Source organism: Sphingobium sp. TB-6, from assembly GCF_012927365.1.
Classification (GTDB): Bacteria; Pseudomonadota; Alphaproteobacteria; order Sphingomonadales; family Sphingomonadaceae; genus Sphingobium.
The window spans coordinates 34,679-59,651 of the sequence record NZ_JABBGL010000009.1 but is presented as its reverse complement, the minus strand read 5'-3'; the positions used below and the strand labels follow the sequence as shown (position 1 = coordinate 59,651).

23 protein-coding genes, 3 tRNA genes and 1 pseudogene are annotated in these 24,973 nt (G+C 61.5%); 7 read left to right on the top strand and 20 right to left on the bottom strand.

Going from position 1 to position 24,973, the window contains the following annotated elements:
• The first annotated feature begins 43 nt into the window (after window positions 1–43).
• Window positions 44–1,051 (top strand): GNAT family N-acetyltransferase, encoded by a 1,008-nt coding sequence (locus HHL26_RS13895; RefSeq protein ID WP_066555890.1) that lies wholly within the window; start codon window positions 44–46, stop codon window positions 1,049–1,051.
• A 28-nt stretch (window positions 1,052–1,079) separates the two neighbouring features.
• Window positions 1,080–1,370, top strand: a complete 291-nt coding sequence (locus tag HHL26_RS13890) for an acyl carrier protein (RefSeq protein ID WP_066555889.1) — start codon at window positions 1,080–1,082, stop codon at window positions 1,368–1,370.
• 382 nt (window positions 1,371–1,752) lie between these two features.
• Here HHL26_RS13890 and ettA read toward each other — a convergent pair whose 3' ends face one another.
• Window positions 1,753–3,438 carry an energy-dependent translational throttle protein EttA gene (gene ettA / locus HHL26_RS13885; RefSeq protein ID WP_066555887.1) on the bottom strand — a complete coding sequence of 562 codons (1,686 nt, stop codon included), beginning with the start codon at window positions 3,436–3,438 and terminating at the stop codon, window positions 1,753–1,755.
• 100 nt (window positions 3,439–3,538) lie between these two features.
• Between ettA and HHL26_RS13880 the strand changes: the two genes are divergently transcribed.
• From HHL26_RS13880 to HHL26_RS13870, 3 genes are all read left to right on the top strand, one after another.
• Window positions 3,539–4,915, top strand: coding sequence for a M28 family peptidase (locus HHL26_RS13880; protein ID WP_066555886.1), 1,377 nt, complete (start codon window positions 3,539–3,541; stop codon window positions 4,913–4,915).
• A gap of 156 nt (window positions 4,916–5,071) precedes the next feature.
• Complete coding sequence (locus HHL26_RS13875) at window positions 5,072–5,284, top strand: hypothetical protein (protein ID WP_046762803.1); 213 nt, start codon at window positions 5,072–5,074, stop codon at window positions 5,282–5,284.
• Between the two features lie 134 nt (window positions 5,285–5,418).
• Window positions 5,419–5,495, top strand: a tRNA-Pro gene (locus tag HHL26_RS13870).
• Between the two features lie 164 nt (window positions 5,496–5,659).
• On the opposite strand, the gene HHL26_RS24510 is transcribed toward HHL26_RS13870, so the two are convergent.
• The 8 genes from HHL26_RS24510 to HHL26_RS13835 all read right to left on the bottom strand — a co-directional run bounded on the left by HHL26_RS24510 (window position 5,660) and on the right by HHL26_RS13835 (window position 13,688).
• Window positions 5,660–5,785: a hypothetical protein gene (locus HHL26_RS24510; protein ID WP_257721809.1), complete on the bottom strand. Its 126-nt coding sequence runs from the start codon at window positions 5,783–5,785 to the stop codon at window positions 5,660–5,662.
• 121 nt (window positions 5,786–5,906) lie between these two features.
• Entirely contained in the window at window positions 5,907–7,190 is a 1,284-nt protein-coding gene (locus HHL26_RS13865) for an alginate export family protein (protein ID WP_066555884.1), read from the bottom strand.
• A 68-nt stretch (window positions 7,191–7,258) separates the two neighbouring features.
• Window positions 7,259–8,062, bottom strand: coding sequence for an ABC transporter ATP-binding protein (locus HHL26_RS13860; RefSeq protein ID WP_066555882.1), 804 nt, complete (start codon window positions 8,060–8,062; stop codon window positions 7,259–7,261).
• Window positions 8,063–8,079: 17 nt separating this feature from the next.
• A complete protein-coding gene (ntrB, locus tag HHL26_RS13855) occupies window positions 8,080–9,057 on the bottom strand; it encodes a nitrate ABC transporter permease (protein WP_237229984.1) in 978 nt (325 codons plus the stop codon).
• 17 nt (window positions 9,058–9,074) lie between these two features.
• Entirely contained in the window at window positions 9,075–10,355 is a 1,281-nt protein-coding gene (locus tag HHL26_RS13850) for a CmpA/NrtA family ABC transporter substrate-binding protein (RefSeq protein ID WP_066555878.1), read from the bottom strand.
• A gap of 435 nt (window positions 10,356–10,790) precedes the next feature.
• Window positions 10,791–10,866: transfer RNA gene (locus tag HHL26_RS13845), tRNA-Ile, on the bottom strand.
• Between the two features lie 27 nt (window positions 10,867–10,893).
• On the bottom strand, window positions 10,894–11,931 hold the full coding sequence (locus HHL26_RS13840) for a polysaccharide deacetylase family protein (RefSeq protein WP_066555876.1): 1,038 nt from the start codon (window positions 11,929–11,931) through the stop codon (window positions 10,894–10,896).
• Between the two features lie 50 nt (window positions 11,932–11,981).
• Window positions 11,982–13,688 (bottom strand): HAMP domain-containing sensor histidine kinase, encoded by a 1,707-nt coding sequence (locus HHL26_RS13835; RefSeq protein ID WP_346765581.1) that lies wholly within the window; start codon window positions 13,686–13,688, stop codon window positions 11,982–11,984.
• 203 nt (window positions 13,689–13,891) lie between these two features.
• Here HHL26_RS13835 and HHL26_RS13830 point away from each other — a divergent pair, with 203 nt between their 5' ends.
• Window positions 13,892–14,365 (top strand): Lrp/AsnC family transcriptional regulator, encoded by a 474-nt coding sequence (locus HHL26_RS13830; RefSeq protein WP_066555875.1) that lies wholly within the window; start codon window positions 13,892–13,894, stop codon window positions 14,363–14,365.
• 67 nt (window positions 14,366–14,432) lie between these two features.
• Here HHL26_RS13830 and trxB read toward each other — a convergent pair whose 3' ends face one another.
• The 9 genes from trxB to HHL26_RS13785 all read right to left on the bottom strand — a co-directional run bounded on the left by trxB (window position 14,433) and on the right by HHL26_RS13785 (window position 23,528).
• A complete protein-coding gene (gene trxB / locus HHL26_RS13825; RefSeq protein ID WP_066555873.1) occupies window positions 14,433–15,395 on the bottom strand; it encodes a thioredoxin-disulfide reductase in 963 nt (320 codons plus the stop codon).
• Window positions 15,396–15,513: 118 nt separating this feature from the next.
• Complete coding sequence (locus tag HHL26_RS13820) at window positions 15,514–16,251, bottom strand: peptidase (RefSeq protein ID WP_066555868.1); 738 nt, start codon at window positions 16,249–16,251, stop codon at window positions 15,514–15,516.
• 24 nt (window positions 16,252–16,275) lie between these two features.
• The gene (locus tag HHL26_RS13815; protein ID WP_066555866.1) at window positions 16,276–17,145 is read right to left on the bottom strand and encodes a transglutaminase family protein; all 870 of its coding nucleotides are present in this window, start codon (window positions 17,143–17,145) and stop codon (window positions 16,276–16,278) included.
• Window positions 17,146–17,157: 12 nt separating this feature from the next.
• Window positions 17,158–18,090 carry an alpha-E domain-containing protein gene (locus HHL26_RS13810; protein WP_066555864.1) on the bottom strand — a complete coding sequence of 311 codons (933 nt, stop codon included), beginning with the start codon at window positions 18,088–18,090 and terminating at the stop codon, window positions 17,158–17,160.
• Between the two features lie 136 nt (window positions 18,091–18,226).
• Entirely contained in the window at window positions 18,227–19,636 is a 1,410-nt protein-coding gene (locus HHL26_RS13805) for a circularly permuted type 2 ATP-grasp protein (protein WP_066555861.1), read from the bottom strand.
• Window positions 19,637–19,952: 316 nt separating this feature from the next.
• The gene (locus tag HHL26_RS13800; protein WP_169576139.1) at window positions 19,953–20,246 is read right to left on the bottom strand and encodes a hypothetical protein; all 294 of its coding nucleotides are present in this window, start codon (window positions 20,244–20,246) and stop codon (window positions 19,953–19,955) included.
• A 161-nt stretch (window positions 20,247–20,407) separates the two neighbouring features.
• Window positions 20,408–21,418, bottom strand: a complete 1,011-nt coding sequence (locus HHL26_RS13795; RefSeq protein ID WP_169576138.1) for a cytochrome P450 — start codon at window positions 21,416–21,418, stop codon at window positions 20,408–20,410.
• A gap of 154 nt (window positions 21,419–21,572) precedes the next feature.
• Window positions 21,573–22,976 (bottom strand): MmgE/PrpD family protein, encoded by a 1,404-nt coding sequence (locus HHL26_RS13790; protein WP_169576137.1) that lies wholly within the window; start codon window positions 22,974–22,976, stop codon window positions 21,573–21,575.
• A 135-nt stretch (window positions 22,977–23,111) separates the two neighbouring features.
• Complete coding sequence (locus HHL26_RS13785) at window positions 23,112–23,528, bottom strand: MaoC family dehydratase N-terminal domain-containing protein (RefSeq protein WP_169576136.1); 417 nt, start codon at window positions 23,526–23,528, stop codon at window positions 23,112–23,114.
• Between the two features lie 420 nt (window positions 23,529–23,948).
• Here HHL26_RS13785 and HHL26_RS24595 point away from each other — a divergent pair, with 420 nt between their 5' ends.
• Window positions 23,949–24,329, top strand: coding sequence for a DDE-type integrase/transposase/recombinase (locus HHL26_RS24595; protein ID WP_346765584.1), 381 nt, complete (start codon window positions 23,949–23,951; stop codon window positions 24,327–24,329).
• Between the two features lie 126 nt (window positions 24,330–24,455).
• Here HHL26_RS24595 and HHL26_RS24250 read toward each other — a convergent pair.
• Window positions 24,456–24,665: pseudogene (locus HHL26_RS24250) on the bottom strand (Arm DNA-binding domain-containing protein); the annotation flags it as partial.
• A gap of 152 nt (window positions 24,666–24,817) precedes the next feature.
• Window positions 24,818–24,894, bottom strand: a tRNA-Met gene (locus tag HHL26_RS13775).
• Window positions 24,895–24,973 lie beyond the last annotated feature (79 nt).

The window sequence follows — 24,973 nt, the reverse complement described above, 5'->3', positions numbered from 1 at the left end:
ACTTTTTTCCTAAACGCCATGCTGTCGCCGTGGAGATAGTGGTTTGCTGGTCGCAAGGGAATATCGCAGCGTCACACAAGCGCGCCAAGCGCTCGGGACTGCGCTCGACCGCGCCTCCACCCCATCGCTGTTCGACCGCATCGACTGGTTCGAATCGCTCCACGCCCATTGCTTCCCCGCCACCAATGTCCGCATCTTCCAGGCGTTGGAAGGGCAGCATCAGGCATGGCTATTCCTCCTCTCCCCCAAATCCGGACGGCTGAGCGCGATTGCCAACTGGTACAGCTTCGACTGGACGCCGATCTTCCTCGGCCCGACCGACTGGACCGTCCGCCGCCGCCTGATCGAAGTCATCGCCCAGCATCTGCTGAAGGACAGCGCCCAGATCGGCCTCTATCCGGTGACGGAGACATCCGGCCTGCTGCTCGACGCCTTCCGCCGCGCAGGCTGGTTCAGCGTCCGGCGGCCGATGGGTGGACGGCATATATTGCATCTGAACGGCCGGACTTTCGAGGATTATTGGGCGCAAAGACCCGGCCGCCTGCGCACGCTGATCACGCGCAAAAGCCGCGCCAGCCGCTTCACCCTCAGCATCGCGGACCGGCTGACCGATGCGCTGTGGCGCGATTATGTCGCCGTCCATAACCGAAGCTGGAAACAGCCTGAAGCGAACCTATCCTTCCTCCACGCCCTTGCCGCCCGGGAAAGCGCCGCCGGCACGCTCCGCCTGGGTTTCGCAAGGCTGGAGGATCAGCCGGTGGCGACTCAACTCTGGACCGTGGAAAACGGCGCCGCGCTGATCCACAAGCTGGCCCATGATCAGGCCTTCGACGGCGCCTCACCCGGCAGCCTGCTCAGCCATGCCATGTTCGCCCATGCCATCGACCGCGATCATGTCGCGACGATCGACTATGGCACCGGCGACAATGGCTACAAGACCGACTGGATGGAGCAGCGGGAAACGCTCTACCGGCTCGATTTCTTCAACCCCCGGCGCGCCTCCATCTGGCTCCCCGCCGCGCGCACGGCCATTTCCGCGCTTGTAGGTTAGCGGCGGAACGATTAGGTAGGCGCCCATCATGCGGGCGGACAATATACAACCGGTCGACCGGGCAATGGATATCGAAACAATGATGCGCGCGCTGCTGCGCGATGTGCTGGCCTTGTCCCAGGACCGGGTCGATGCGTTCGAGGCGGATACGCCGCTGTTCGGCGCGCTGCCGGAACTCGATTCCATGGCTGTCGCTGGCCTGCTCACCGAAATGGAAGACCGTTTCGCTATTCTCATCGAAGATGAGGATATTGATGGCGATACGTTCGAGACTTTCGGTTCGCTGGTAGCCTTCGCGCGGGCTAAGGTCGGGAACTGAATTTCCGGATTTAAAAGCGCGCTTCTGCATTTTCGCAGATTCTCTCGAATGGGTGGAAGGCGGACGCTTCCTATTTTGTCATTCCCGCGAAGGCGGGAATCCATCTCCCAGCGTTGCATCAAGCGGTAGGTCAGGAGATGGATCACCGCCTTCGCGGGGATGACGAACTTCGAAAATGTCCGCAAATGGCCAAAACACGCCATTCACTTCCGCAAAGAAAAAAAGGCCGATCCCTATGGGACCGGCCTGAAAGTTTTAGGAGAGGATGCCTGAAAGGCCTCCTCCATATGCAGTGCAACATGTTATTTCGCAAGTGCGAAATGAGAAACCGGAATTGCAATCATTGCAACCTGATTAACGCCGTCGCACTGCACCGGAAAAATCAGCGCGTCAGCTTCTTGTAAGCCAATCGCGTCGGACGGTCCGCCGCATCGCCCAGACGGCGGCGTTTGTCCTCTTCATACATTTCGAAATTGCCCTCGAACCATTCGACATGGCTGTCGCCTTCGAAGGCCAGGATATGAGTCGCCAGACGATCGAGGAAGAAGCGGTCGTGGCTGATGACCACGGCGCAGCCGGCGAAATTCTCGATGGCCTCTTCGAGCGCCGCCAGCGTTTCGACGTCGAGGTCGTTGGTCGGTTCGTCGAGCAGCAGCACGTTGCCGCCCTTCTTCAGCATCTTGGCGATGTGGACGCGATTACGCTCACCGCCAGACAGCTTGCCGACATTCTTCTGCTGGTCCTGCCCCTTGAAGTTGAAGGCGCCGACATAGGCGCGCGTCGACATGTCGTGGCCGTTGACCTTCACATAATCGAGGCCATCCGAAACCTCTTCCCAGACATTTTTCGTCGGGTCGAGATGATCGCGGCTCTGGTCGACATAGCCCAGACGCACGGTCGAACCGATGTCGATCTCACCCGAATCGGGGGTCTCCTGGCCAGTGATGATACGGAACAGCGTGGATTTACCCGCGCCGTTCGGCCCGATCACGCCAACGATGCCGCCCGGCGGCAACAGGAAGGAGAGATCCTCGAACAGCAGCTTGTCGCCATAGGCTTTGCTGATGCCCTTGAACTCGATCACCTTGCCGCCGAGACGTTCGGGCACCTGGATGACGATCTGCGCCTTGCCCGGCGTGCGATTCTCCTGCCCGGCGACCAGTTCCTCGAACTTCTTGATACGCGCCTTAGACTTGGTCTGGCGGCCTTTGACGCCAGCGCGAATCCACTCCAGCTCGTCCTTGATCGCCTTTTGGCGGCCGGATTCCTCGCGGGATTCCTGCTCCAGACGCTGGGACTTCTTTTCAAGGTAGGTCGAATAATTGCCCTCATAGGGAAAATATTTGCCGCGATCGAGTTCGAGAATCCAACCCACGACATTGTCGAGGAAATAGCGGTCGTGGGTGATCATCAGCACCGCGCCCGCATATTCCTTGAGGTGGTTTTCCAGCCATTCGACGCTCTCGGCATCAAGATGGTTGGTCGGTTCGTCGAGCAGCAGGATGTCCGGCTTCTGGATCAGCAGCCGGGTCAGCGCGATGCGGCGCTTTTCACCGCCCGACAGGCTTTCGACCGACCAGTCCGACGGCGGGCAGCGCAGCGCTTCCATCGCGATTTCAAGCTGGTTGTCGAGTGTCCAGCCGTCGACCGCGTCGATCTGCTCCTGCAACGTGCCCATTTCCTCCATGAGCGCGTCGAAATCGGCATCCTCCGGCGGGTCGGCCATGATCATGCTGATCTCGTTGAAGCGGTCCATCTTGTCCGCGATCTCGCGCGCGCCGTCCTTGACGTTTTCAAGGACGTTCTTGCTGGTGTCGAGCTGCGGCTCCTGCGGCAGATAGCCGACCGTGATATTCTCGCCCGGCCAGGCTTCCCCGGTGAAATCCTTGTCGATGCCGCCCATGATCTTCATCAGCGTCGACTTGCCCGCGCCGTTGGGGCCGACGATGCCGATCTTGGCACCGCGGTAGAATTGCAGGTTGATACCGTTCAGCACCGGTTTCTGGGCGCCGGGGAAGCTCTTGGTCATGTTTTTCATGACGAAGGCATATTGCGATGAGGCGGACATGGCTGAAGCAGCTCCGAAAGGACAAACGTTAAAATCGGGGCGGAGTTAGCGGAGCCGGAACGCGTTGGCAAATGGGGGATGGCTCGCTAAGCCTTCACCCATGCAGAAAATCCGATCGGGCACGCTTGCCGCCCTTCTCTTCGGCAGCATCTTCACCCCCGTCCTTCCTCTCACCGCCGCGCCTTCCGGTGTGGACGCGATTCGCGCGTCCGCCCTGACGGACGGGGTCGCGATGGATTTCACCGAAGGCCTCACGACCGAAATAGGGCCCCGCCCCGCAGGCACGCCACAGGAAGCCCGCGCGCGGGACTGGGCCGTGGCAAAACTCAAAAGCCTGGGCTTCTCCAACGTCCGTGCCGAACCCTACACCATGCCCGTCTGGCTGCGTGGCCATGAAGAAGCCCGCGTGATCTCGCCCTTCCCGCAAAATCTGGTCCTCGCCGCGCTGGGCAACAGCGCTTCCACTTCGGACAAGGGGATCGAAGGCGAAATCGTCTATTTTCCTGCCCTTGCCGACCTTGAAGCCGCACCCGAAGGGAGCCTAAAAGGCAAGATCGCCTTCGTCAGCCACGCCATGCACCCGACCCAGGACGGCAGCTCCTATGGCTATTTCGGCGCCACCCGCCGCCAGGGGCCAAGCATCGCCTCGAAAAAGGGCGCCATCGCCATAGTGATCCGCTCCATCGGCACGGACAATCATCGCCAGCCCCATACGGGCGTCCAGATGTGGGCCGATGGCGTCAAACCCATTCCCGCCGCCGCGCTCAGCGTGCCTGATGCCGAACAACTCGCCCGCATGGTCTCGCGCGGTCTGCCGGTGCGGCTTCACCTGACGCTCACCTCGAAAATGCTGAAGGACCATCCCTCGGGCAACGTCGTCGCGGAAATCCCCGGCAGCGATCCGCAGGCGGGCGTTGTCGTCGCCGCCTGCCATCTCGACAGTTGGGACCAGGGCACGGGCGCGATCGACGACGGCGCGGGCTGCGGCATCGTGGCGGCCGCCGCGCTGCAGGCTGCCAAGGCCGGGACGCCCCGCCGCACCATCCGCCTGCTGATGGCGGGTGCGGAGGAAGTGGGCGGCAATGGCGGCCGCGCCTATTTCGACGCTCATGGAAAAGAAGCCCACGCCATGGTGATGGAATCGGATTTTGGCGCAGACCGCGTCTGGCGCGTCGACTTCAAGCTGCCGCAGGGGCAAGACGCTCTCGCCCGGCGGATCACGGCTGGGCTGGCGCCGCTCGGCATCGGCGCCAGTCGTTTGCCCGCTGGCGGAGGTTCCGACATCGAACCGCTGGTGAAGGCGGGCGTTCCGGTAATTGATCTCCAGCAGGACGGCACCCGCTATTTCGACATTCATCACACGCCCGACGATACGTTGGACAAGATCGATCCGGCACAGCTTCAACAGAATGTCGCCGCCTGGGCAGTTGCACTTTACGAAATCGCAAATGCGCCAGAATCGCTAGGCAGTAACTGAACTTTTATTGTAGACAACACCCTGTCGCGTGATTCTGTCGCTTCACCGACGCAGAAAAGCATTGATTTGTGCAGCGCACACGTTAATGCGGGTCGCTCGCGTAGGTCACGAATTTAACGTGTCTGACGCGGCAAAATGCTATGGGAGCCGTACACAATGAAGAAGATCGCTGTTGTTTTCGCTTCGGCCGGCCTGCTGGCCCTCGCCGCTTGCGGTGAGAAGCCGGCTAACGAGACCGCGAACGCTTCGAACGCTGTTGTTGAGAACGTCGTCGAGAACGCTGCTAACGCTGCTGACAACGCTGCTAACGCTGCCGACAACGCTGCGAACGCTGCAAACGTCGCTGGCAACGCCGCGAACGCCAAGTAATCTTCGCTTCAGCGAGATTTTCGAAAGGGCGGATCGTCTTGGTACGATCCGCCCTTTTTCTATGCTGGCAACGGCATAAGGGTCAAAAGCGAGATTGACGGGCCGCATGCTTCACCGCTAAGGCCCGCGAGCGCCGGGGAGTAGCGCAGTCTGGTAGCGCGCCTGCTTTGGGAGCAGGATGTCGCAGGTTCGAATCCTGTCTCCCCGACCACCCTTCCCGATGGTTTTCCGCTTGCTTGGTATGGAACGCCGGGCTTTCACATATCAGTGAAACAGCAGCCAAAGAATGATGATGACGGGGATGGGCACGCCCAACAGCCATAGCAAGATGCCTTTGCCCATCTGACTCGATCCTCTTTTAATTCTCTCGCATATTCAACTGCCGAAGCTGCGCAGATGTTCCGCGATTTCATCGGTTGCGGCTGCCTGTCTGCCCCCCCATGCATCACGCCCAATAAAAAAGCCGCGGCGCTCGACTTGCGGGCGCAGCGGCTTCTTCATTGGGCGCAATTTCGAACGAAGCGCAGCCCTCACATAGTCAGAACACCATCGCGGCCGGTCCTTCCAAGACCCGGCAGCGATGGCGCCCCAGACAACGGCGGCGTCGCCCCGCCGTTACAACTCAGAGCGCGTAATCGATCTGCGCCCAGAATTTCTTGGTGTCGGCATCGCCGGTGTAGCTGGCGATCCCCTTACGATCATAATCGGCATATTTGACGAGCGCGCTCAGATGCTTGTTCAGCTTCATCGTGACCTGCGCATTATATTCATCGCCATAATGGATCGACAGCCGGTCGCTGCTGAAGTGATGATAGGTGAAGGACGCCACCAGCGGCCCGGCCTTGCCCAGCTTCGGCACGGTATAGGCGATCCCGGCATAATAGTCCTGAATGCCCGTGCCCGGCGTGGTCAGGAACTTGTCGGCCCAGCCATTGAACTTGTGCAGCGTCGCAAAAGGCGTCTGGAAAGCGAAACCACCCGCAATCCCGGTCGCACCCGCATCTGACCCCAACAGTTCATAGCCGCCCGTCAGCTTGAAGGCAGCGACGTCCAGCCCCAGTTCCGCGCTGACATAGTCCGCCGAATAATCGACCGGATTGGTCGCATAGTCGCTCTGCCGCGCATAGCTGGCGAGGTAGCTGAGCTTCACCTTCTTCGTGAACGGCACGGCGCCCATGAAACGCGCGCCATAGGTCTGGCTGCTGTTCCGCCGCAGCGCGACGACGGCTTCATCCTCGTCCACCAGATAGGCAAAGCCGGTCAGCGTCCCCAGCTTCGTCTTGTAGGAGACATTGGCGAAGACATTGTCGCCGTCGATGTTCGTCGGCCGGTTGGTCGATCCGAACTTGCCGCCGTCAATGCCCCAGATGGTCCGCGCCGAAATCGCATAGGTGACGTCGACCTTGAGGTTCTTCACGCCCATATATTCGACGCGCACCGCATCGAAAGTCTGTTCATTCTGCCGCCATGCGACCGATCCGACAAAACGCTGATCGTCCAGATTGATCCGCTGGCGTCCGACGGTCACGATCAGAGGCTTGGTGCGATACTGGATCTGCACCCGATTAGCCTCGACATTTTCCGGATCAGCGACGATCGGATAGAGCGTCTTCCCATTGACGCCGCTATTATAATCCTCGTTGATCGCCAGAGTGCCTTCCGCTTCCGCCAGGAAAGCCCATGGCCCCTTGGAAATTTCGCCACCCGCGCGCACCCGCATCGTCACCGCTTCAGCGTCGCGGCTGCTGGTGAGAGGCGCCGGGCCGGCCTGATCGACCGTCTCGTAACGCAGCCGCGCTTCGACGATCGGCTTGAACACCACGTCCTGCGCCAGCGCCGGTGCCGCGATCGCGGACAACCCCATTATTGGGGCCGAAGCCGACAACAAGAAACAAACTCTACGCATAAATCCCCCTTCATTGCTCCCGATGGCTCTTTGGGCCTTTCAGGGCATCCTCTCGATTTTCTTGATTTTCAGGCGGCGAGCGTCGCCGGATTGCGGTAGCGCTCGTGCAGGAAATGTATGACGGCGGAGCGCGCCTCGGCATATTCAACCGTATCGATGGCCTCCAGCCGGTTCCGGGGCCGCGCCAGCGATACGGCCCGATCCTCTCCGATCCGCGCCGCCGGGCCGTTGGTCATCATGACGACCCGATCGGCCAGCAACACCGCTTCATCGACATCATGGGTGATCATCAGCACGGTGTTGTTGAGCCGCGCCTGCAGATCCATCACCACATCCTGAAGCGCCGCCCGCGTCAGCGCATCGAGCGCTCCGAAAGGCTCGTCCATCAGCAGAACGCGCGGGTTCATTGCAATGGCGCGGGCGATCCCGACGCGCTGCTTCATGCCGCCGGACAGTTCGCCGGGGCGCTTGCCCGCGGCATGGGTCATCTGGACCAGTTCCAGATTGTGCATGACCCAATCCTTGCGCTCGGCCTTGTTCTTGCCCCCCGCCGTCTTGTCGACCGCAAGGCGCACATTCTCTTCCACCGTCAGCCAGGGCAGCAGGCTATGGTCCTGAAAAACCACCGCCCGGTCCGGCCCCGGCGCATCCACCACCTGCCCGTCGAGGAAGATGGCGCCGCGGGTCGGCTTGACCAACCCCGCCACGGCATTGAGCAGGGTCGATTTGCCGCAGCCAGAATGGCCGATCAGCGCCACGAACTGCCCCTTTTCGACTTCCAGATCGATCCCGTCGAGCGCACAGAAGCGCCCTGCCTTGGTCGGGAATTCGACGGTGATGCCTTCAAGCGCGAGATAGCTGCGCTGTTTCATGGTCCTGCCTCCCCTTTTCAGCCGGCGCGGCCGATGATGCGGCCTGCAAAGGCGACGATACGGTCCAGCGTGAAACCCACCATGCCGATCCAGATCAGCGCGACGATGGTGTCGGTCAGCAGCGAGCTGTTATAGCTGTCCCAGATGAAGAAGCCGACGCCGGTGCCGCCCTGCACCATTTCGGCGGCGACGATGGCGAGCCAGCTCATGCCGACGCCGATGCGCAGCCCGGTGAACATGTGCGGCACGGTCGCGGGCAACATGATCCGCACGAAATATTCGAAGGGATTGAGCGCCAGCACCTTGGCGACATTGCGATAAGCGGTCGGGAGGGTCTGCACGCCCGCCGCCGTGTTCAATATGATCGGCCAGATCGCGGTGATGAAGATCAGGAAGATCGCGGACGGCTGCGCCTGCTGGAAGATCGCCAGACTGATCGGCAGCCAGGCCAGCGGCGGCACGGTCCGCAACACCTGGAACAGCGGATCGAGCGCGCGGAAGGCAAAGACGCTCTGTCCGATCAATATGCCCAGCGCCACCCCGATCACCGCCGCGATGCTGTAGCCGATCAAAACGCGGCTAAGGCTGGTCAGCACATGCCCGGCAATGCCGACATCGCCGCCGTCCTGGATGCTGAAATGGGTAAGGCCGATTTCCACACCCTTGAACGGATGGATGATGACCTCATGGCTTTCCTGCCAGACCTTGAGCGGGCTGGGGAAAGTCGCGTCCGGCGATCCGCAAAGCAATTGCCAGAAGGCAAGCAGCGCGGCGATCATCACCATGGTCGGCAGCGCGTTCGCCACCATCGATCGCGCACCCCGGATGAGCGGATGCACGGGTACGGCGACCGGCTCGAAACTGCGCCGGGCAATGGCCTCTTCGGGATAGGGCACGATCACCCCCAATTCGGTAGCGGTGGCACCGCCGGCCGAAGCCGACGGTCCGCTTGTCTTGCCGCCTGTCCTGCCGTTGCTGTGCGATGGCGACGCCATGCTCGTCTCCTTGCTCATCAGACCCGCTTGATCGCCAGGCTGGCGAGATAAGCCTTGGGATTGGCAGGATCGAAGGTCTTGCCGTCGAAGAATTTCTCGACGCCGCGGCTGTCGCTGGCCGGCCCCTTGCCGCCCAGCATCGCGGCCGCCTTGCGCCAGATGTCGGAGCGGTTGACCTTGGCGATCGTGCCCTTGGTATCGAGCGTCATGGGCAGCTTGCCCCAGCGCTGGTTCTCGGTAAGGAACCAGAGGTCATGGCTCTTGTAGGGGAAGGACGCATAGCCCGCGAAGAACTTCATCTTGAAGGCCGCGTTCGGGAATTTCCGCCCGTCGCCCATGTTGAAATTGCCCTGCAGACGGTCGGCAATGTCGGTGATCGGGCATTTCAGATAGTCGCGGCCCGAAATCGTGCCCGCCAGCCGGGTGATGTTGCCCGGATTGTCGGCCCAGCGCTGCGCCTCGATGATCGCCGCCGTGATCGCCTGTGCCGCTTTGGGATATTTCGCCACCCAGTCGGAGCGCATCGCGAAGCTCTTTTCGGGGTGGTTCATCCACATCTGGCCAGTGGAAACGGCGGTGTAACCAAGCTGCTGCGCGACGAGCTGGTCATTCCACGGCTCGCCCACGCAGAAGGCGTCCATGGTGTCGGCCTTCATGTTCGCGACCATCTGCGGCGGCGGCACGGTGATCAGCTCCACATCCTTGTCCGGATCGATCCCGCCGGCCGCCAGCCAGTAACGCAGCCACATGTCATGCGTGCCGCCGGGGAAGGTCATGGCCATGGTGATCTTCTTGCCCGCCGCCTTGCGTTGAGCGATCACGCCCTTCATCTTGCCGGCGTTGAGATCGGCCTTGGCTCCCAGATATTCCTTGGAAACGGAAATCGCCTGGCCGTTGACGTTGAGGCGGGCGAGAATGCTCATCGGCGTGGCCTTACCGATCGCGCCCAGCGTCAGCAGATAGGGCATGGGCGTCAGGATATGCGCACCATCGATGCCGCCACCGCCGCTGCCCAGCACCAGATTGTCGCGCGTCGCGCCCCAGCTCGCCTGCTTCGCCACCTGCACGTCGGGCATGCCATATTTCGCGAAGAAGCCCAGTTCCTTGGCGATGATCAGCGGCGCTGCGTCGGTCAGCGCGATGAAACCCAGCTTGGCTCCGGTCACTTCCGGCCCAGCGCCCTGCGCGAATGCGCCCGACGGAAAGGCCTGCTGCACCGCAGCGAACAGCGCCGCCGTACCGCTCGTCTTGAGCAATCCACGCCGGCTGACGTCGCCTGGATTATCCCCCTGTGCCATTCCCCAAAATCCTTCCTTGTTAATCACCACCGCTGCGCAACATGCACAACCAGCCATCGCCGGAAGCCTGCCCAGCGCACGAAAATCGATGTAGAGAGCCGCCCGGCAGCACCCATGCCGCCAGCGAAAAACCAAATAAAAAAGCCGCCGGGACGAAGGTCGTAAAACCTGTCCGGGCGGCGTCATTGCCATGCGGTCTTTTGAAGACCTGGATCGAACCTTTGCCGTCATCGGCCGGTTCAACCTAAGCGTCGAAGCGCCCCTGCTTCGACAGATAGGAAGCTGTCACCGATTCGTCCGAGTCGCAAGCAAAATTTTTGCGTTGCACAAAATGCAACTGCTCACCGCTTTTCTGCATTTGCAAAAGTCAAGCACGAACCGTGCACTATCATGCAGAATCTGATGTGCAGCCTGATTGGGAAGAGGAAAGGAAATTGGTGGGCCCGGCAGGACTCGAACCCGCAACCTAGCCGTTATGAGCGGCCAGCTCTAACCATTGAGCTACAGGCCCCACCTTGTTTTGCCCGGATAGGCAGCATCAAGCCGCTTGGCAAGCCCGTCCGCGCACCTGCACTGCGCCAAGTAATTGATCGAGCGTCGCAGGCCGAACGTTCCGCCGGTCCAGATGATTCAACACCGTATCCCACCAGCGATAGAAGGCGGTCCGATCGGCATCATCCCGAACATAGGGCGTGTGGCCTGGCTCCAGCGTGGGAGAATGGAAGCTGAAATTCAACACGGGCGCCCCCTCCTCGATCAACGCGTCGATCGCAACGATCGCCTCGCGCGTAGTTATCCCCTCGGGCGTCAGCGGTATCCGGCTCAACACCCGCGCCCGCGCCAATGCGCCGGCCACTGGCCCCATGCGCTGCGCTGCCCGGTAAAGCCGCTCCCCGCCCCCGCGCAGCAAGCCGGTAAAGGCGGTCGACAAGGGCAGTTCCACCAGGCTACGCGTCGGCCCCGCCCAATAGGGATATTGCGGCAAGCCCTGAAAATCCGGTCCATATTGCCCGCTATAATCGAAGCGGCTGCGCACCGAACTGTCGAGCCGGAACCCGGCCTCCTCCAGCAAGCGCGCGCTGTTCGGCCCCACGCCATAGCGTCCCGCCCGATAAGCGATCGGCCGCCTGCCGAAACGTTCCGCGATCCGCTGGCACAACGCCTCCAGCTTGGCCTGTTCCACCGCTTCCGATAGAAAGCCGACATAGCTGTTGGCCGCCGACACTTCCTCGACATGGGGCGGATTGACCCAGGGATGGAGATGCGCGCCGATGTCCGCCGCGCCGTCGGCCAGCCAGCGGCCCATCATCTCCGCCGCCGCATCGCTTTCGACCACCGGATAATCGGTCACATAGACGGGCTTGACGTCGGCTGCCGCGAAATAGGCTTGCCCCCGCGCCATGCCGCCAAGCGCCGTCACGCCATGCCCTGTCCGGCGGAAGGGCGCGCTCCAGTCGAACTCCTCCTCCGTATCTACGAACAGCATGAAGCGCGTGCCGAAGGCCGGGTCGAACGTGATCCTGTCCTCTGCCGCAGGCGCGCGGAGCAGGCTGCCGTCATGGGAAAGCATGGTCATTCCGCCATCGCTATCCGGATTTGGTTGCGATAGGGTTTCCCTGACCCAAGTCAGGCGCTGCCGACCGCATCCCCGGTTTCAGCGATTGCGGGCACGGCGAGCAGAAAGCGCCCCGGCTCGATCTCCAGCGCGCCGCCGCATCCCGCGGCCAGGCTGCGGATCAACCGCAAGGAAAAGCCGAGCCCCAGCAACGGACCGTCCGCCCAATTGCCATCCGGCATATAGCCGGGATCGAGCAGCCGATCCTCTTCCATCCCCGCCAAAGAGGACGGCCGATCGACCGCCAGCACGACCCGCCCATCCGCGCCGTCAGGCTGATACCAGCAAGCCCCGGTCAACGCCTCACCCGCAGGCGCCACGGAAATCAGCGTGCGCAACAGATGCTGAACCATCCGTTCGCCCTGCACCGGGTCGATTCGCACCATCGGCAGGCCACGCGCCATGGCGATGTCGATTTGCGCGCCATCGCCCTGCTCGCGGAAGCGCGCCGAAACCTGCGTCACCAGCAGCGCCGGATCGACCGCGCGCGGCGCGTCGCTGCCCTCGCCTCTCGACACGCGTGCCGCCAGGTCCAGATCGTCGAAGGCCGTCAGCAAATGCCGCGCATCCACCGCGATCTTGCCCGCCATGTCCCGATATTCATGCCCCGCCGGACCGAACAGCTCCTGTTCGATGATCTCGGCAAAACCCAATATCGCGTTCAGCGGCGTGCGCAATTCATGCACCAGTTGCCGGATGGAATCGGCGGACAGTCCCGCGATCGAGACCGGCTCCGCCCGCGGCTCGGCAGCGACCTCATGCAGATAAGGCCGCCGGGCCTGCCCGCGATAACCCTGAAACCGGCCTGAGCGCGGATCGAAAAAGGGCGTGGCCGACATGCGCCATTCGCCCGCCATCGTGCCGCCGGCGATCGTGTAGCGGCCGCTCTGGAAACCGCTGCGCCGCATGAAGGCGCCCGCGACATGGCCATCGGGACCGCTGCCGCCCTCCAGCGCGGTTTCATTGAGCGCCAGCCCGATCAGCGCCGCCCGTGGCCCCTGGTCGATCCAGACGATGGTGCCCGCCGCATCGGTTTCAAAGGCGAAGGCGCGCGGTCCCACCATATCAGCGCGAGGTTGAGCCTCTTCCGCTTCGCCTGTCCGACGCGTGCTGGTGAAGCGCGCGATCCGATCGACCAGATTGCGGATTTGGCTCTGGTCCTCCGCTTCTTCCTCGGCAGGTTCGCTTTGCGGCAGGTCGGCCGACGGATCGGCATGGACGATCATCGCCTCGGTCAGCAGCATGTCTTCCTGCTCGGCCGCGACATCGCTGGTCAGTACCAGATCGGTCGCGCCAAAAGCCTCCAGCCCTTGCAGTGTCGCCGTCCCGAGGTCACGCCGCGACCGCAGCACCCCGCGTGCGGTCGGCGTCAAGCGCGGCAACATCTCCACCCAGGCCGCATCGGACAGGCGCGCGCGGGACATGGCCGCAGCCGTGATGGCCGGACGGTCGTTGGCGAAGAATTCGACCAGCGCGGGCGAACGCAGCCGCCCGCCCAGTTCAACGACAGTCGCGATCCGCTGCGTTTCCGACAGTTTCGGCAGCAGTCCGTTCAGCCGTTCCAGCAGCGCAGCGCGTTCGGCAGCGGACATGATGGACCTGTCATGCCGGTCATTTTGCGCCAGCAGATCCACGCATTGCCGCCACAGCGTCACGGCGCCAAGACCACTTCGGCCTTCCGCGGCGAGAACCGTCTGCATGAGATCGTTGAAGCGCACCCAAATTCCCCATTTCCGGCCCCGGCGCGGCGCGGAAAAACCATTAACCGGAAAGATCGTTACACAGGGATAATGCTTCGCGGCGTAAAGGGGAAGGGCCACAAATGGGTTCTTATGCGAACGTCGCATAGTGGGACAATTGCATTGTCCTGAAATATTATTATGATAACGCCATATTAACAGGCAAGGAAATAAGCGGAATAATGGCCGGCCCCAATATTGACGATATCGACCTCCAGATCCTGGGCGAATTGCAGGGCGACGGCAGGATGACTAATGTGGAGCTGGCCCGCAAGGTGGGCCTGACGGCTCCCCCCTGCCTGCGCCGTGTCCGCGCATTGGAGGAAAACGGCGCCATCAATTCCTATCACGCCGTGGTGAACCCATCGATGCTGGGCTACACGATCACGGTGTTCGCCATGGTCAGCCTGAAAAGCCAGGCCGAAGCGGACCTCAAGGCGTTCGAAGATCATATCGCCACCCTGCCCGAAGTCAGGGAATGCTATATGCTGAACGGCGAAATCGACTTCATCCTGAAGGTGGTGGCGAAGGATCTTCAGAGCTTCCAGCAATTCCTGACGTCGAAACTGACGCCTGCCCCCAATGTGGTGAGCGTGAAGACATCCCTCACCATCCGGATGTCGAAGAACCTGCCAGGCGTGCCCCTGCCGGTTTGAGCCGCCCCCTCCTCCTGCGGGAGGGGACATCTTGGGATAGCCATTTACGGCTGGAAGAAAACCCGCCTTACTCCGCAGCGACCGCCTCGAAGTCCGCTTCGGCCAGGAACTTCTCCACGTCCAGCGCCGCCATGCAGCCCATGCCGGCCGCCGTCACCGCCTGTCGGTAGACCTTGTCGCTGACGTCGCCCGCCGCGAACACGCCAGGAATGGCGGTCTTTGTGGTGCCCTTCTCGACCAGCAAATAACCCTCGTCCATCGGCAGCTTGTCGACGAACAGTTCCGTCGCGGGCTGATGGCCGATGGCGACGAAAGCGCCATCCGTCTCGATATGCGATTTATGGCCGGTCACCGTGTCGATCAGGTCGACCCCCACCAGCCCTTCCGGACTGCCGCCGCCGACAAAGCGCTCTATCGCCTGGTTCCACAGCACCTTGATGTTCGGATGTGCGAACAGGCGCTGCTGCAAAATCTTCTCCGCCCGCAGCGAATCGCGGCGATGGATCAGCGTGACGTCATGACTGTGGTTGGTGAGATAAAGCGCCTCCTCGACAGCGGTATTGCCGCCGCCGATCACCACCACCTTCTTGCCGCGATAGAAGAAGCCGTCGCAGGTTGCGCAGGCCGAAACGCCCTTGCCCTGCAAAAGCTGCTCGCCCTCGGCGCCCAGCCACTTGGCCTGCGCTCCGGTCGCGATCACCAAGCTGTCGGCATAATAAAGCGTGCCGCTGTCTCCCTTCAGCCGGAAAGGCCGCTCGGAAAGGTCCACGTCCACAATCTGGTCGTACATCATCTGCGCGCCAACATGCTCGGCCTGCGCCTGCATCTGCTCCATCAGCCACGGCCCCTGGATGACGTCGCGGAAGCCCGGATAATTTTCGACATCGGTGGTGATGGTGAGTTGCCCGCCCGGCTGCATGCCCTGCACCACGATCGGCGCCAGACCCGCGCGCGCGCCGTAAATGGCGGCGGACAGGCCCGCTGGGCCGGAACCAAGGATCAGCATGCGAGTCGAATGGGTTGCGGTCATGAACGTCTTTCCGGCTGCGATTCGTGTGTCGGGATGAGATAGGCTGCGCGGGCACGCACGCAAGTCATGGATTTGCTTGAAGGGTGAGAAGCTGAACGATCAGACCGTCGCAGCCAATCTAGTCGATGACGTTGGGCAAATCCTCGAACCCCTTCCGCAGCGCCGCCGACCAGCTATGCGAGAGGAGCTGGAACTCCTCATTATCGGCCTCGATCCGCGTCCGCACACGGAAGTCGAACCTGTCGTGCTCGATCACCGTCAGGTCCAGAGGCATCCCCACCGACAGGTTCGACCGCAGCGTCGAGTCCATCGACACCAGCACCGCCTTGGTCGCATCCTCCAGACTGGTTTCGCGCTTGATGATGCGGTCCAGGATCGGCTTGCCATATTTATGCTCACCGATTTGGAAGAAAGGCGTATCCTCGGTCGCCTCGATGAAATTGCCCGCCGAATAGATGAGGTAAAGCCGCGGCTTCCCGCCCTTGCGCTGCCCCGCAATCAGGATGGAGGCATCCGCCGCCGCCCCCTGCATCTCGATCGTGCTGCGATAGCGGCCCTGCATGGTGCACATCGCCTCTCCCACGATCTGCGCGACGCGGTGCATGGTGGGACAGTTCAGGATCGTCTCCACCTCCGGATCGAGCGCTGCATCCTTGATCGCGCGGCCCAGCATCGCCTTCACCCCCTGGGTGATCGACAGATTGCCCGAACACATCATGGTGATCGCCCGCTCGCCCGGCACGCTGTAGGTGAAGCTCTTGCGGAAGCGGGCGATATTATCCATCCCCGCATTGGTACGGGTATCGGACAGCATGACCAGCCCCTGGTCGACACGCACCGCCACACAATAGGTCATCGCCCACCGGGCTCCCGTATTTGTTCAATCCTGCGCGGTGGTTTGCGTGCTTTGTTGTTGCTGCCGTTGCAGTTGCCGCTCTTCCACCCCTTCCTCCGCCTGCGCGATCCGGACGTCCGCGTCAATCCAGATATCGCCCGCCACCGTCACGGAGCCCCGAATCGGGGCAGCCTCATCAGCGTCCAGCCCGCAGGCGATCCGCAGATAGCGCTCCGTCACGCAGACCCGGTTGGACGGATCGAACCCCACCCAACCCAGTTCCGGCACCAACGCCTCCGCCCAGCCATGGGTTTCGTGCAGCACATCGCCATCATCGGCCAGCAGATAACCAGATACGTAACGCGCAGGAATCCCCAAGACCCGTGCCCCGGCGATGAAGACCTGCGCATGGTCCTGACAAACCCCCGCCCCCAACGCGAATGCCTCCGCCGCCGTGGTGCTGGCTGTCGTCACGCCCGCGCGATAGGCCACGGCATCGCTCACCGCCGCCGACAACGCATGGAGCCGTGCCAGCGGCCCATCGTCATCAGGCAAGGCCAGGGCCATCGCCCTGATCCCCTCGGATGCCTTGGTCAGTCGCGTCTCCCGCAGGAAATAGCCCGGATTCACCCGGCCACCCAGCCAGCCCAGCACGCCGTGGCTTTCCCGCGTCTCGACCAGCCCTTCCGCGACGATCACGGCATTGTCCATCCGGTCGTGCCGAACCCAAATCGCCTCCATCTCGCCATAGCTGTTGGGACGAAAGCTGGTCAGCGGCTCGCCATTGACGCTGACCTGCCAGTCCAGCACCTTCTGCGCGGGCGTATCGACCGGCATCAGCTTCAGCCGCATCGCCACCCGCCCCGCCGCAGCCTCATAGCGGTAGGTCGTCTGATGACGGACGAGCAGTTTCACCGCGTCCTCCCCTCAGCCGAAATGATAGGCCTGGGCGATCTCCACACCCAGCCGGTTGGTGCTCATCAGGCCGTTCTGCACCGTCTCATGCAGGCCGGCCCTGAAAATCTCGCCGCTGTCGAGTTTCTCCAGATCCGCCACCATCTCCCGCACGGTATCATGGCAGGCGGCGCGCGCATCATGCCATCCCGCCAGCCGGTTCAGCCGATAGGCAAGCTGGTCGTAGCAATAAGCGATACTGCGCGGGAACAGCCGGTTCAGCACCAGGAAATCCGTGATCTGCCAGGGTGTATAGGTGCCGCCATAAATATGGTGAAAGGCCCGCGCGCCCGACAGCGCATAGAGCACCGACGTCCACTGATAATGATCGCGATTGCCGCCCACCACCTCCGTCTCAGGCAGCAGCACATAATATTTGACGTCCAGGAGGCGGAGCGTCATCTGCGCCCGCTCCAGCGCCGACCCCGTGCGCAGGAAATCATGCCCTTCATTGCGCAACTGCCCCGAATGGGCCGCACCGCGAAAGGTCATCACCCGCGTCTTCACCCAGTCGATCAGCGCCGGAAGCTGCTGCCGCGCCTCCGCCACATCATAGCTGTCGAGCTTGCGCCAGCCTTCGTTCAGCGCCTCCCACATGTCCTGCGTCAGCATGGTGCGCGCCGACTTGGCATTGGCCCGCGCCTTGAGCAAACAGGACCGGATGGAGGAGGGATTGTCGAGGTCGAGCATCAGGAAGGCGATGGCGTCGCTCTCCGTCACCTGCGCGCCTTCGGGGAAATGATTGAGCGCCCCCGTCGCCCGCACCACCGATCGCCACTCGTCGCGATGATGCGCGCCCGGCAGGATCGCCATGCGCTGGCCCATGGTCAGCAGGCGCGCCGTAGCCTCGGCCCGTTCCATATAGCGGGCCATCCAGAAGAGATTTTCAGCGGTCCGGCTCAGCATGGGGGCACCACTCCTCCCCCTTTTCCCGTCATCCCAGCGAAAGCTGGGATCGCAGGCGACAAGACACGGCATAGCCTCACGAGATCCCAGCTTTCGCTGGGATGACGGGGAAAGAAAAGGTTCAACTCCACCATCATCAATCCTGCAAAACCCACGTATCCTTGACCCCGCCACCCTGGCTGGAGTTCACCACCAGCGACCCCTCGGTCAGCGCCACGCGGGTGAGGCCTCCCGGCACCAGCCTGATCTGCTTGCCTACCAGGCAATAGGGCCGGAAATCCGCATGCCGCCCGACCACCGCCGCCGGTCCCAGCGTCGGCACGGTCGACAGGTCCAATGTCGGCTGGGCAATGAACTCGGCGGGATTGGCCCTGATCCGATCGGCATAGGCAGCGATCTCATCCTTGGTCGATTTCGGCCCGATCAGCATGCCGTAACCGCCCGACCCATGAACCTCCTTGGCCACCAGATCGTGCAGATTTTCCAGCACATAGGCGCATTCATCGGGCTTGCCGCATTGCCAGGTCTGGATATTGTCCAGGATCGGCTGCTCGCCCAGATAGAAGCGGATCATCTCCGGCACATAAATGTACACGGCCTTGTCGTCCGCTATCCCCGATCCCGGCGCGGAAGCCAGCGTCACCCCGCCATTGCGATAGACGTTGAAAATGCCCGGCACGCCCAGCAGGCTGTCTGGCCGAAACACCAGCGGATCGATATATTCGTCATCGATGCGCCGGTAGATGACGTCCACCGCCTTCGGCCCAAGCGTGGTCTTCATCCACACCCGGTCATTGTCGACAAACAGATCGGCTGGCTCGACCAGTTCCACGCCCATCAGGTCGGCCAGGAAGCTATGCTCATAATAAGCGCTGTTGAGCGACCCCGGCGTCAGCACGACCACCACCGGATCGCCCTTGCAAGCGGGCGGCGCGACTTCCTTCAGGCTTTTGAGCAATTCCGCCGGATAATCGTCGACCGGCGCGACAATTCCCTGCGCGAACAGCTCGGGGAACATGCGCGTCATGATCTCGCGATTTTCCAGCATATAGGACACGCCGGAGGGGGTACGGCAATTATCCTCCAGCACCTCGAACCTTGTCGGCCCGGTGCGGACGATATCGATGCCGACGATATGGCTGTAGACCTTCCCCGGCGGGGTGAAATCGGCCATTTCCGCCAGATAGGCGCTGTTCTGGTAGATGATGTCGGCGGGCATGATCCCCGCCTTCACAATCTCCCCGCGATGATAGACGTCATGCAGAAAGGCGTTCAGCGCCCGCGCCCGCTGGCGGATGCCCTTGTCCAGAACGCGCCATTCCTGCCCGGTGAAAATGCGCGGCAACAGGTCGAAGGGGATCAGCCGTTCCGGATCGCCTCCCTCGCCATAGACCGCGAAGGTGATGCCGATGCGCCGGAAGATCGCCTCCGCCTCATCCATCCGACGATTGAGCCCGGCAATGCCGGTCCGCTCCACCCAATTCTGCACTTCCGCATAGCAGGGGCGTATCGAACCATCCGGCTCAAACATTTCGTGGAAGGGCAAAGTGTCGATCCTCCCTCAGCCCAAGGCTGGTTGTGCATTGCAACATTAGTGCAACGCACGCGAGGGATTGCAAGCCCAAAAAATAGCGGGTTAACGGGGCTTACACATATTTTTCGCAGCGCAAACAGATGCCAAGGCAACGAATAAGTCGCAAGCGGCTGATTTATGAGAAGAAAATGGTAGCGGAGGAGGAACTTGAACCCCCGACACGCGGATTATGATCCCGCAATCAGCTCTGCTCCAGAGAGCCGACACCAATCAGGAAAGAATTGCCCGAGAACAATGTGATCAATAACCTGCTTGGATGGTGAACGCGTTACGCTGCCTTCTCGAAATCGATCCCTCGATACGAAGGATCGATGCCTATGAGGCCGTTTTCGATGACTTCATTGCTTTCAGCGGCGGGCGCCGCGTCACGGATATCGCGCAAATCGCAAAAGGGTTGAAGAATGCCGACTATGTGCTGGAATCCGATGAGGTCCGCCTGATCATCGAGCTGAAGCAAATCAGCAAATACGACCGGGGCAAATCGGTTGACGAGTATTTCAGCGATTTGCTGCGATAAGGCAGGATCATCTCGCCGCCGCCGATGGGTTCCCGCACGCTCCATATCGGACCGGGTTCGCTGAGTCCGTCAGAGCGGACGCGTTTCCATCGTGAATTTCGGCCCCGTATCCCTAAATCCCTCGACACGGCAGCGCGGCAAATCAAAGCGACACCAAAAATCCTGCCGCTCACGACAAAGCGCACGATCGGAACATGTTGGCGAGATTACCTTTTTCCCGATCCCTTCCGGTTGCCCGAGATGTACCACATCATGACCTTGTCACCTTTGCGGATCGTCTTGCCGCCGAGTTCGTAGTCCTGCGTGGCGCGCCGACCCTGCGCCATGATGGGCGTATGGCAGCGGATGATCTCTGAGACGGCGCTATCGATCATGGCCGGATTAGCCTTGAGCTTCGCCCATTCTTCCGGATTGTCGTGGAACGACATCACCGTCGCCGACATGCTGTTGCGCGTCGTGTCGTTGCCGCCCACGATCAGGAGGGAAACGTTGGATGCGAACTCCATGTCGCTCAGCGCCTGCCCTTCGGGCGAGTGCGCCATGATGGAGATCAGGTCGGAGGCAGGCTCCTGCGCCCTCCGCTCGTCCCGGAGCATCAGGAACGTCCGCGCCATCTCTTTCAGTTCCTGATCGCGTTGCTCCCAGGAATCAACCACCCCGTCGCCAGGCACACCAGCGATGATGTCGGACCAGCGCTTGAGCCGCAGCCGTCCCTCCGACGGGAAGCCGAGAAGCGTGGCGAGCATCAACATCGTCAGCTCCACCGAGACAGTCTTCGCCCAGTCGAACTCCTCGCCGATAGGCAATGTGCCGAGCACGCCTCGCGCCCTTGCGCGGATGAGATCCTGGAACTTGACGAGATTGCTCGGCGCCAATGCCGGCGTGACGATCTTTCGCTGCGTATCGTGACCAGGCGGATCCATGTTCAGGAAACCGCCGATCGGCGTGGCATCGTCGCCCACGCCCTTCGCCCGGACTTCGTCCAGAGACGTGGCTCCCGCAGAGGAGAAGACACCGTGGTTACTGTCAACCTCAACAATGTCCTTGTATCGTGTCACCGACCAGTAGGGTCCGTAGGGACTCTTAGAGCAATAATGCACCGGATCCTCACGCCGGAGGCGCTCGAAGATCGGTCCCTGCAGGTTCTGAGCGAAGATCGCCGGATCGCTGACATCGAGGCCCTCCGCCGGCAGGACATCAAGTGCTGCATCTTCCATAAATCGACTCTCCATGGCGCTTCTCTTAGTTCGAACGTTGATTCAGGATTACCTGTAGCACCCTGCGGCGAGTAATGCGTTTCTGGCGAGGGCTGGTCGGGCGCGCACGAATAGGCTCGATAGTCCCGCAGCACGAGCCTCAGTTATTGCCGGTTCACACCTCGGCAACCTCTTCTATCACCCAAGACACCTCCTCCGCATCGGAAAGCCGGCCCATTCGTTGGATATAGCGATCGATCACTTCCGCGCTCAATAGTGGCACAGTGAGATGCCGGAACTTAGCTATCACATCATCATCGGAAAGCGGGTTCTCGCAGGATCCTCTTGCCGCGGAAGCCTCGACGACATACTCTCGCCCGTCGTGGTCCATCATGGCGATCCGGGCGTCGTAAAAGCCGGCCCGATCGGGATCGCTAACGACTTCAATCTTGGCTATCAGTTCCCTCAGCGTCTTCCGGGTGAGATGCGCCGCAACCTTCTCGCTGTCCTCGGGCGTGATCAAATCAGCGCCAAGCATCGCAAGCGCGACGCAATACTCCAAGTTGAAACGAGCTTCGTTCGGCGAAGAGGGCAGCCGCCCCCCCTTCGAGATCAGCGGGAAACTTTGTGGGCCGACTGAGACTTGCACGCGCCGGGCCTGATGAAACGGCGCTCCGGCGAACCGCATCTCGATGGCAATGTCTATCGCCGAATGGATCCGCCCACAGCAGGCATGGAGCTTGCGCCTCGGGTTGGCCAAGAACCAGCCCAAGTCCCCCCGCACGGCTGTCGGATCCCAGCTCGGTGCGATAGTCGTGAGAAAACCCATATCGCTGTCCAGTATTCCGGCTGGCCCTGTCATGCCCGCCTGTGCATACCGCGCAGCGGTGATACCGGTGCTACCTGGCATTGAACCGAAAAAGAGGGGCTTTACCGTCCCTCCCTCTCGGAAATGTATCTCAGTCGGACACCAAGGACCCATTGCGGCGCCGATACGCAGCGCCTGCCGCGTCTCCTCGCGATCCAACCCAAGGATTTTGGCAGACGCAGCCGCCGCACCGAGCGTGTACATCACACCCAGCCCGACGGTCCCAGATCGGAAGGCATCGGTCCGGCCCTCAATAGCCTTGCTCAATCGGGCGATGCACTCGACTCCACTGATCACGGCCTCTAGCAGAATCCGGCCACTTACCTCCTCCTCTTGCGCAAGCGCTAACGCGGCAGGCACTACGGCGATGCCGGAATGGCCGCCAGTAAGGTCATTAAGCTCGAAAATATCGCCCGAGAATGCGTTGATCCGGCAAGCGGCCTCGGCAGTCAGGCGCTCGCGCCGTCCGACCACCCGAGCGGCCCCCGCCCTACCTGATCTGATCTCAACATCAGCGAGGCGTGCGGCGTCTTCGTTGCGAGAGCCGGAAACGATGCAGCCCACAGTGTCGAGGATGGAAAGCGGGGCCTGGTGCGCCACAGTCTGAGGGACGGCGTCGAGCGAAAGATCGAAGGCGAAGTCAGCCAGAATGTCGATCATCGGCTCGCTGCCGCTCAATTTATTGCGAAGCAGCATGTCGGTAGGGGGCATTTAGACACTTCCTTCACTGATCAAGACCTGTCGTGCAACTCGCGCTTCGTGATTTCTAACCGCAGCCGCACGGGCATGGCAGAATGATTCCCGTAGTGCTGTCGCCCAGTTCCGGTCACTAGCAATGCTTACAATTCACAAACTCTGTCCGCTGTCCACGGTGAGCACGGCCCCGGCGCGAAGCTCGCGCGCCGCGAAGTTCTCACCGCCGGAATGGAAAAGCCGAACGCCGCGCAAGGCGCCCCGCACCTCGCGCTCGAAATCCGGCTCCATCTTCTTGGGCCGCTTGAGGCCCATCGTGCCTTCAAAGCCGAGTGGCGCGATGCTCTCGCCCCAGCGCGTCCCCTTTGGGTAATCCTCGTCGATGAAGAACGGATTGTCGCTTCCGCCGTGGATTGCGAATCGCCGGAATGCGCCGTAGGAAGCATAGATGTTATGAGGCTTGTTCAGCCACCCGGGACGCAGGGTCGGATTGGGGAATCCGATGCATCGGCTCATCATCGCGACCGACTCGTCCGTGATCAGCCCGAGGACCATGCCTTCCGTCGCCATTCCCAGCTTCCAGTATCTTTGCGGCTCGCCAACGGACGCGTGGCGGGTTCATGCGGCCCAGGTCCCGCAGGAAGAGCACCGCAACCAGCCGTCCACCGAGGTCGACGCCGACGATTAAGTACAGGGAGACGGGAGCGAATGAAGTGCGTGCTTGGTCCGTCAAGAGGATTTTTAACACTAATTGCCTGAAGTACCGCGTGCAAAAACGCTCACCGGCTGCAGCTAACCGAGCGCCTCGCCCGCGACCCCAGGTCGCGTTCGGGGATTGCCAGGTTATCCGCTAATGGACGAGCGGAGGCTCGAACCCGAAATCTCAGGCAGCAGCAGCGGATACAGCATGCCGCTCCGCGAAAGCGCGGTCTCTGAAAAGGGCAGTGTCAAAGGGATGGCTGGTGAGGGACGACGTGCTGGCCGGTCGGCATGAGCGAAGCCGATAATCCGTTTCGATACTTCCACTCATCACCCGACATCATCCGCATGGTCGTGATGCTTTACGTGCGATATCCGCTGTCACTGCGGAACGTCGAAGACCTGATATTCGAGCGCGGCTACGATATCTGCCACGAGACGGCGCGACTGTGGTGGAACAGGTTCGAACCGATGTTCGCAGCGGACATCCGGCGACGGCGTATCGGTCGCATGCGTGGTTTCCGGTATTGGCGTTGGAACCTCGACGAAATGTACGTCAAGCTGAACGGAGAGATGGTCTATCTTTGGCGCGCCGTAGATCACGAGGGTGAAGTTCTCGAGTCCTACGTTACGAAAAAACAGGATAAATCTGCATCTTTGACTTTCATGTAGAAGTCTTTGAAGCGTCACAGCAAGGATCTTACGCTCACCCTCCTTCATGGTCGCAATATATAGGGTGTGAGCGTCGTTGACGGTGATCCCCTTCGCCTTTTCGCTTCGGATACCGACACGAGGGTCGTCTCCACGCTCAATCGCGTCGTTCAGGCCTGAAGCCCATTGCCGCGCCGCAGCAATCGAGTGGGCCGGAAACGCTCCGAGCTTCAGGGTGATAACCACGCCAGACTTCGCGACCCGGCGGCGAAATTGCCAGACTTTTCGGCCGGTGCCACTGACGATGACACAAAGCCATCGTAACCTCGGCAATGCGAGGCGATAAAACGATAACACAAATAATGACACAACAGGCGTCCAAATCTGGTTCAGACTGACCAAATTTGTCCAAGTCGGCAAGCGGCCTGCTTGTGCGATTCGTGACTGCTTCACCACCTCAAACCGGCGGAAATCTGCCAAAAAAACATCGTTCGAGGTGGGGAAAGGAATGGTAGCGGAGGAGGGACTTGAACCCCCGACACGCGGATTATGATTCCGCTGCTCTAACCAGCTGAGCTACTCCGCCCCATGGGCATCCCGCCGGGCGGCGCCCTGCGGTGAGGCGGCGCTATAAGCAGAGCAGGCTTATGGGTCAACGGGGTTTC

Coding starts and splice junctions, on each gene's coding strand:
- HHL26_RS13795 (WP_169576138.1), bottom strand. CDS start 21,418: ATGGAAGATGCAGCACTTGATGTCCTGCCGGCGGAGGGCCTCGATGTC.
- HHL26_RS13820 (WP_066555868.1), bottom strand. CDS start 16,251: ATGACCTATTGTGTGGCGGTGCGTGTCGACCAGGGGCTGGTCATGCTG.
- HHL26_RS13785 (WP_169576136.1), bottom strand. CDS start 23,528: ATGGCGACGGAAGGCATGGTCCTCGGGCTGATCACGGACGAGTCGGTC.
- HHL26_RS13865 (WP_066555884.1), bottom strand. CDS start 7,190: ATGCGTAGAGTTTGTTTCTTGTTGTCGGCTTCGGCCCCAATAATGGGG.
- HHL26_RS13830 (WP_066555875.1), top strand. CDS start 13,892: ATGGCCGGCCCCAATATTGACGATATCGACCTCCAGATCCTGGGCGAA.
- HHL26_RS13880 (WP_066555886.1), top strand. CDS start 3,539: ATGCAGAAAATCCGATCGGGCACGCTTGCCGCCCTTCTCTTCGGCAGC.
- HHL26_RS13875 (WP_046762803.1), top strand. CDS start 5,072: ATGAAGAAGATCGCTGTTGTTTTCGCTTCGGCCGGCCTGCTGGCCCTC.
- HHL26_RS24595 (WP_346765584.1), top strand. CDS start 23,949: ATGAGCGAAGCCGATAATCCGTTTCGATACTTCCACTCATCACCCGAC.
- HHL26_RS24510 (WP_257721809.1), bottom strand. CDS start 5,785: ATGAAGAAGCCGCTGCGCCCGCAAGTCGAGCGCCGCGGCTTTTTTATT.
- trxB (WP_066555873.1), bottom strand. CDS start 15,395: ATGACCGCAACCCATTCGACTCGCATGCTGATCCTTGGTTCCGGCCCA.
- ntrB (WP_237229984.1), bottom strand. CDS start 9,057: ATGGCGTCGCCATCGCACAGCAACGGCAGGACAGGCGGCAAGACAAGC.
- HHL26_RS13790 (WP_169576137.1), bottom strand. CDS start 22,976: ATGCCCCCTACCGACATGCTGCTTCGCAATAAATTGAGCGGCAGCGAG.
- ettA (WP_066555887.1), bottom strand. CDS start 3,438: ATGTCCGCCTCATCGCAATATGCCTTCGTCATGAAAAACATGACCAAG.
- HHL26_RS13890 (WP_066555889.1), top strand. CDS start 1,080: ATGCGGGCGGACAATATACAACCGGTCGACCGGGCAATGGATATCGAA.
- HHL26_RS13810 (WP_066555864.1), bottom strand. CDS start 18,090: ATGCTGAGCCGGACCGCTGAAAATCTCTTCTGGATGGCCCGCTATATG.
- HHL26_RS13860 (WP_066555882.1), bottom strand. CDS start 8,062: ATGAAACAGCGCAGCTATCTCGCGCTTGAAGGCATCACCGTCGAATTC.
- HHL26_RS13850 (WP_066555878.1), bottom strand. CDS start 10,355: ATGGCACAGGGGGATAATCCAGGCGACGTCAGCCGGCGTGGATTGCTC.
- HHL26_RS13800 (WP_169576139.1), bottom strand. CDS start 20,246: ATGGAGCGTGCGGGAACCCATCGGCGGCGGCGAGATGATCCTGCCTTA.
- HHL26_RS13840 (WP_066555876.1), bottom strand. CDS start 11,931: ATGACCATGCTTTCCCATGACGGCAGCCTGCTCCGCGCGCCTGCGGCA.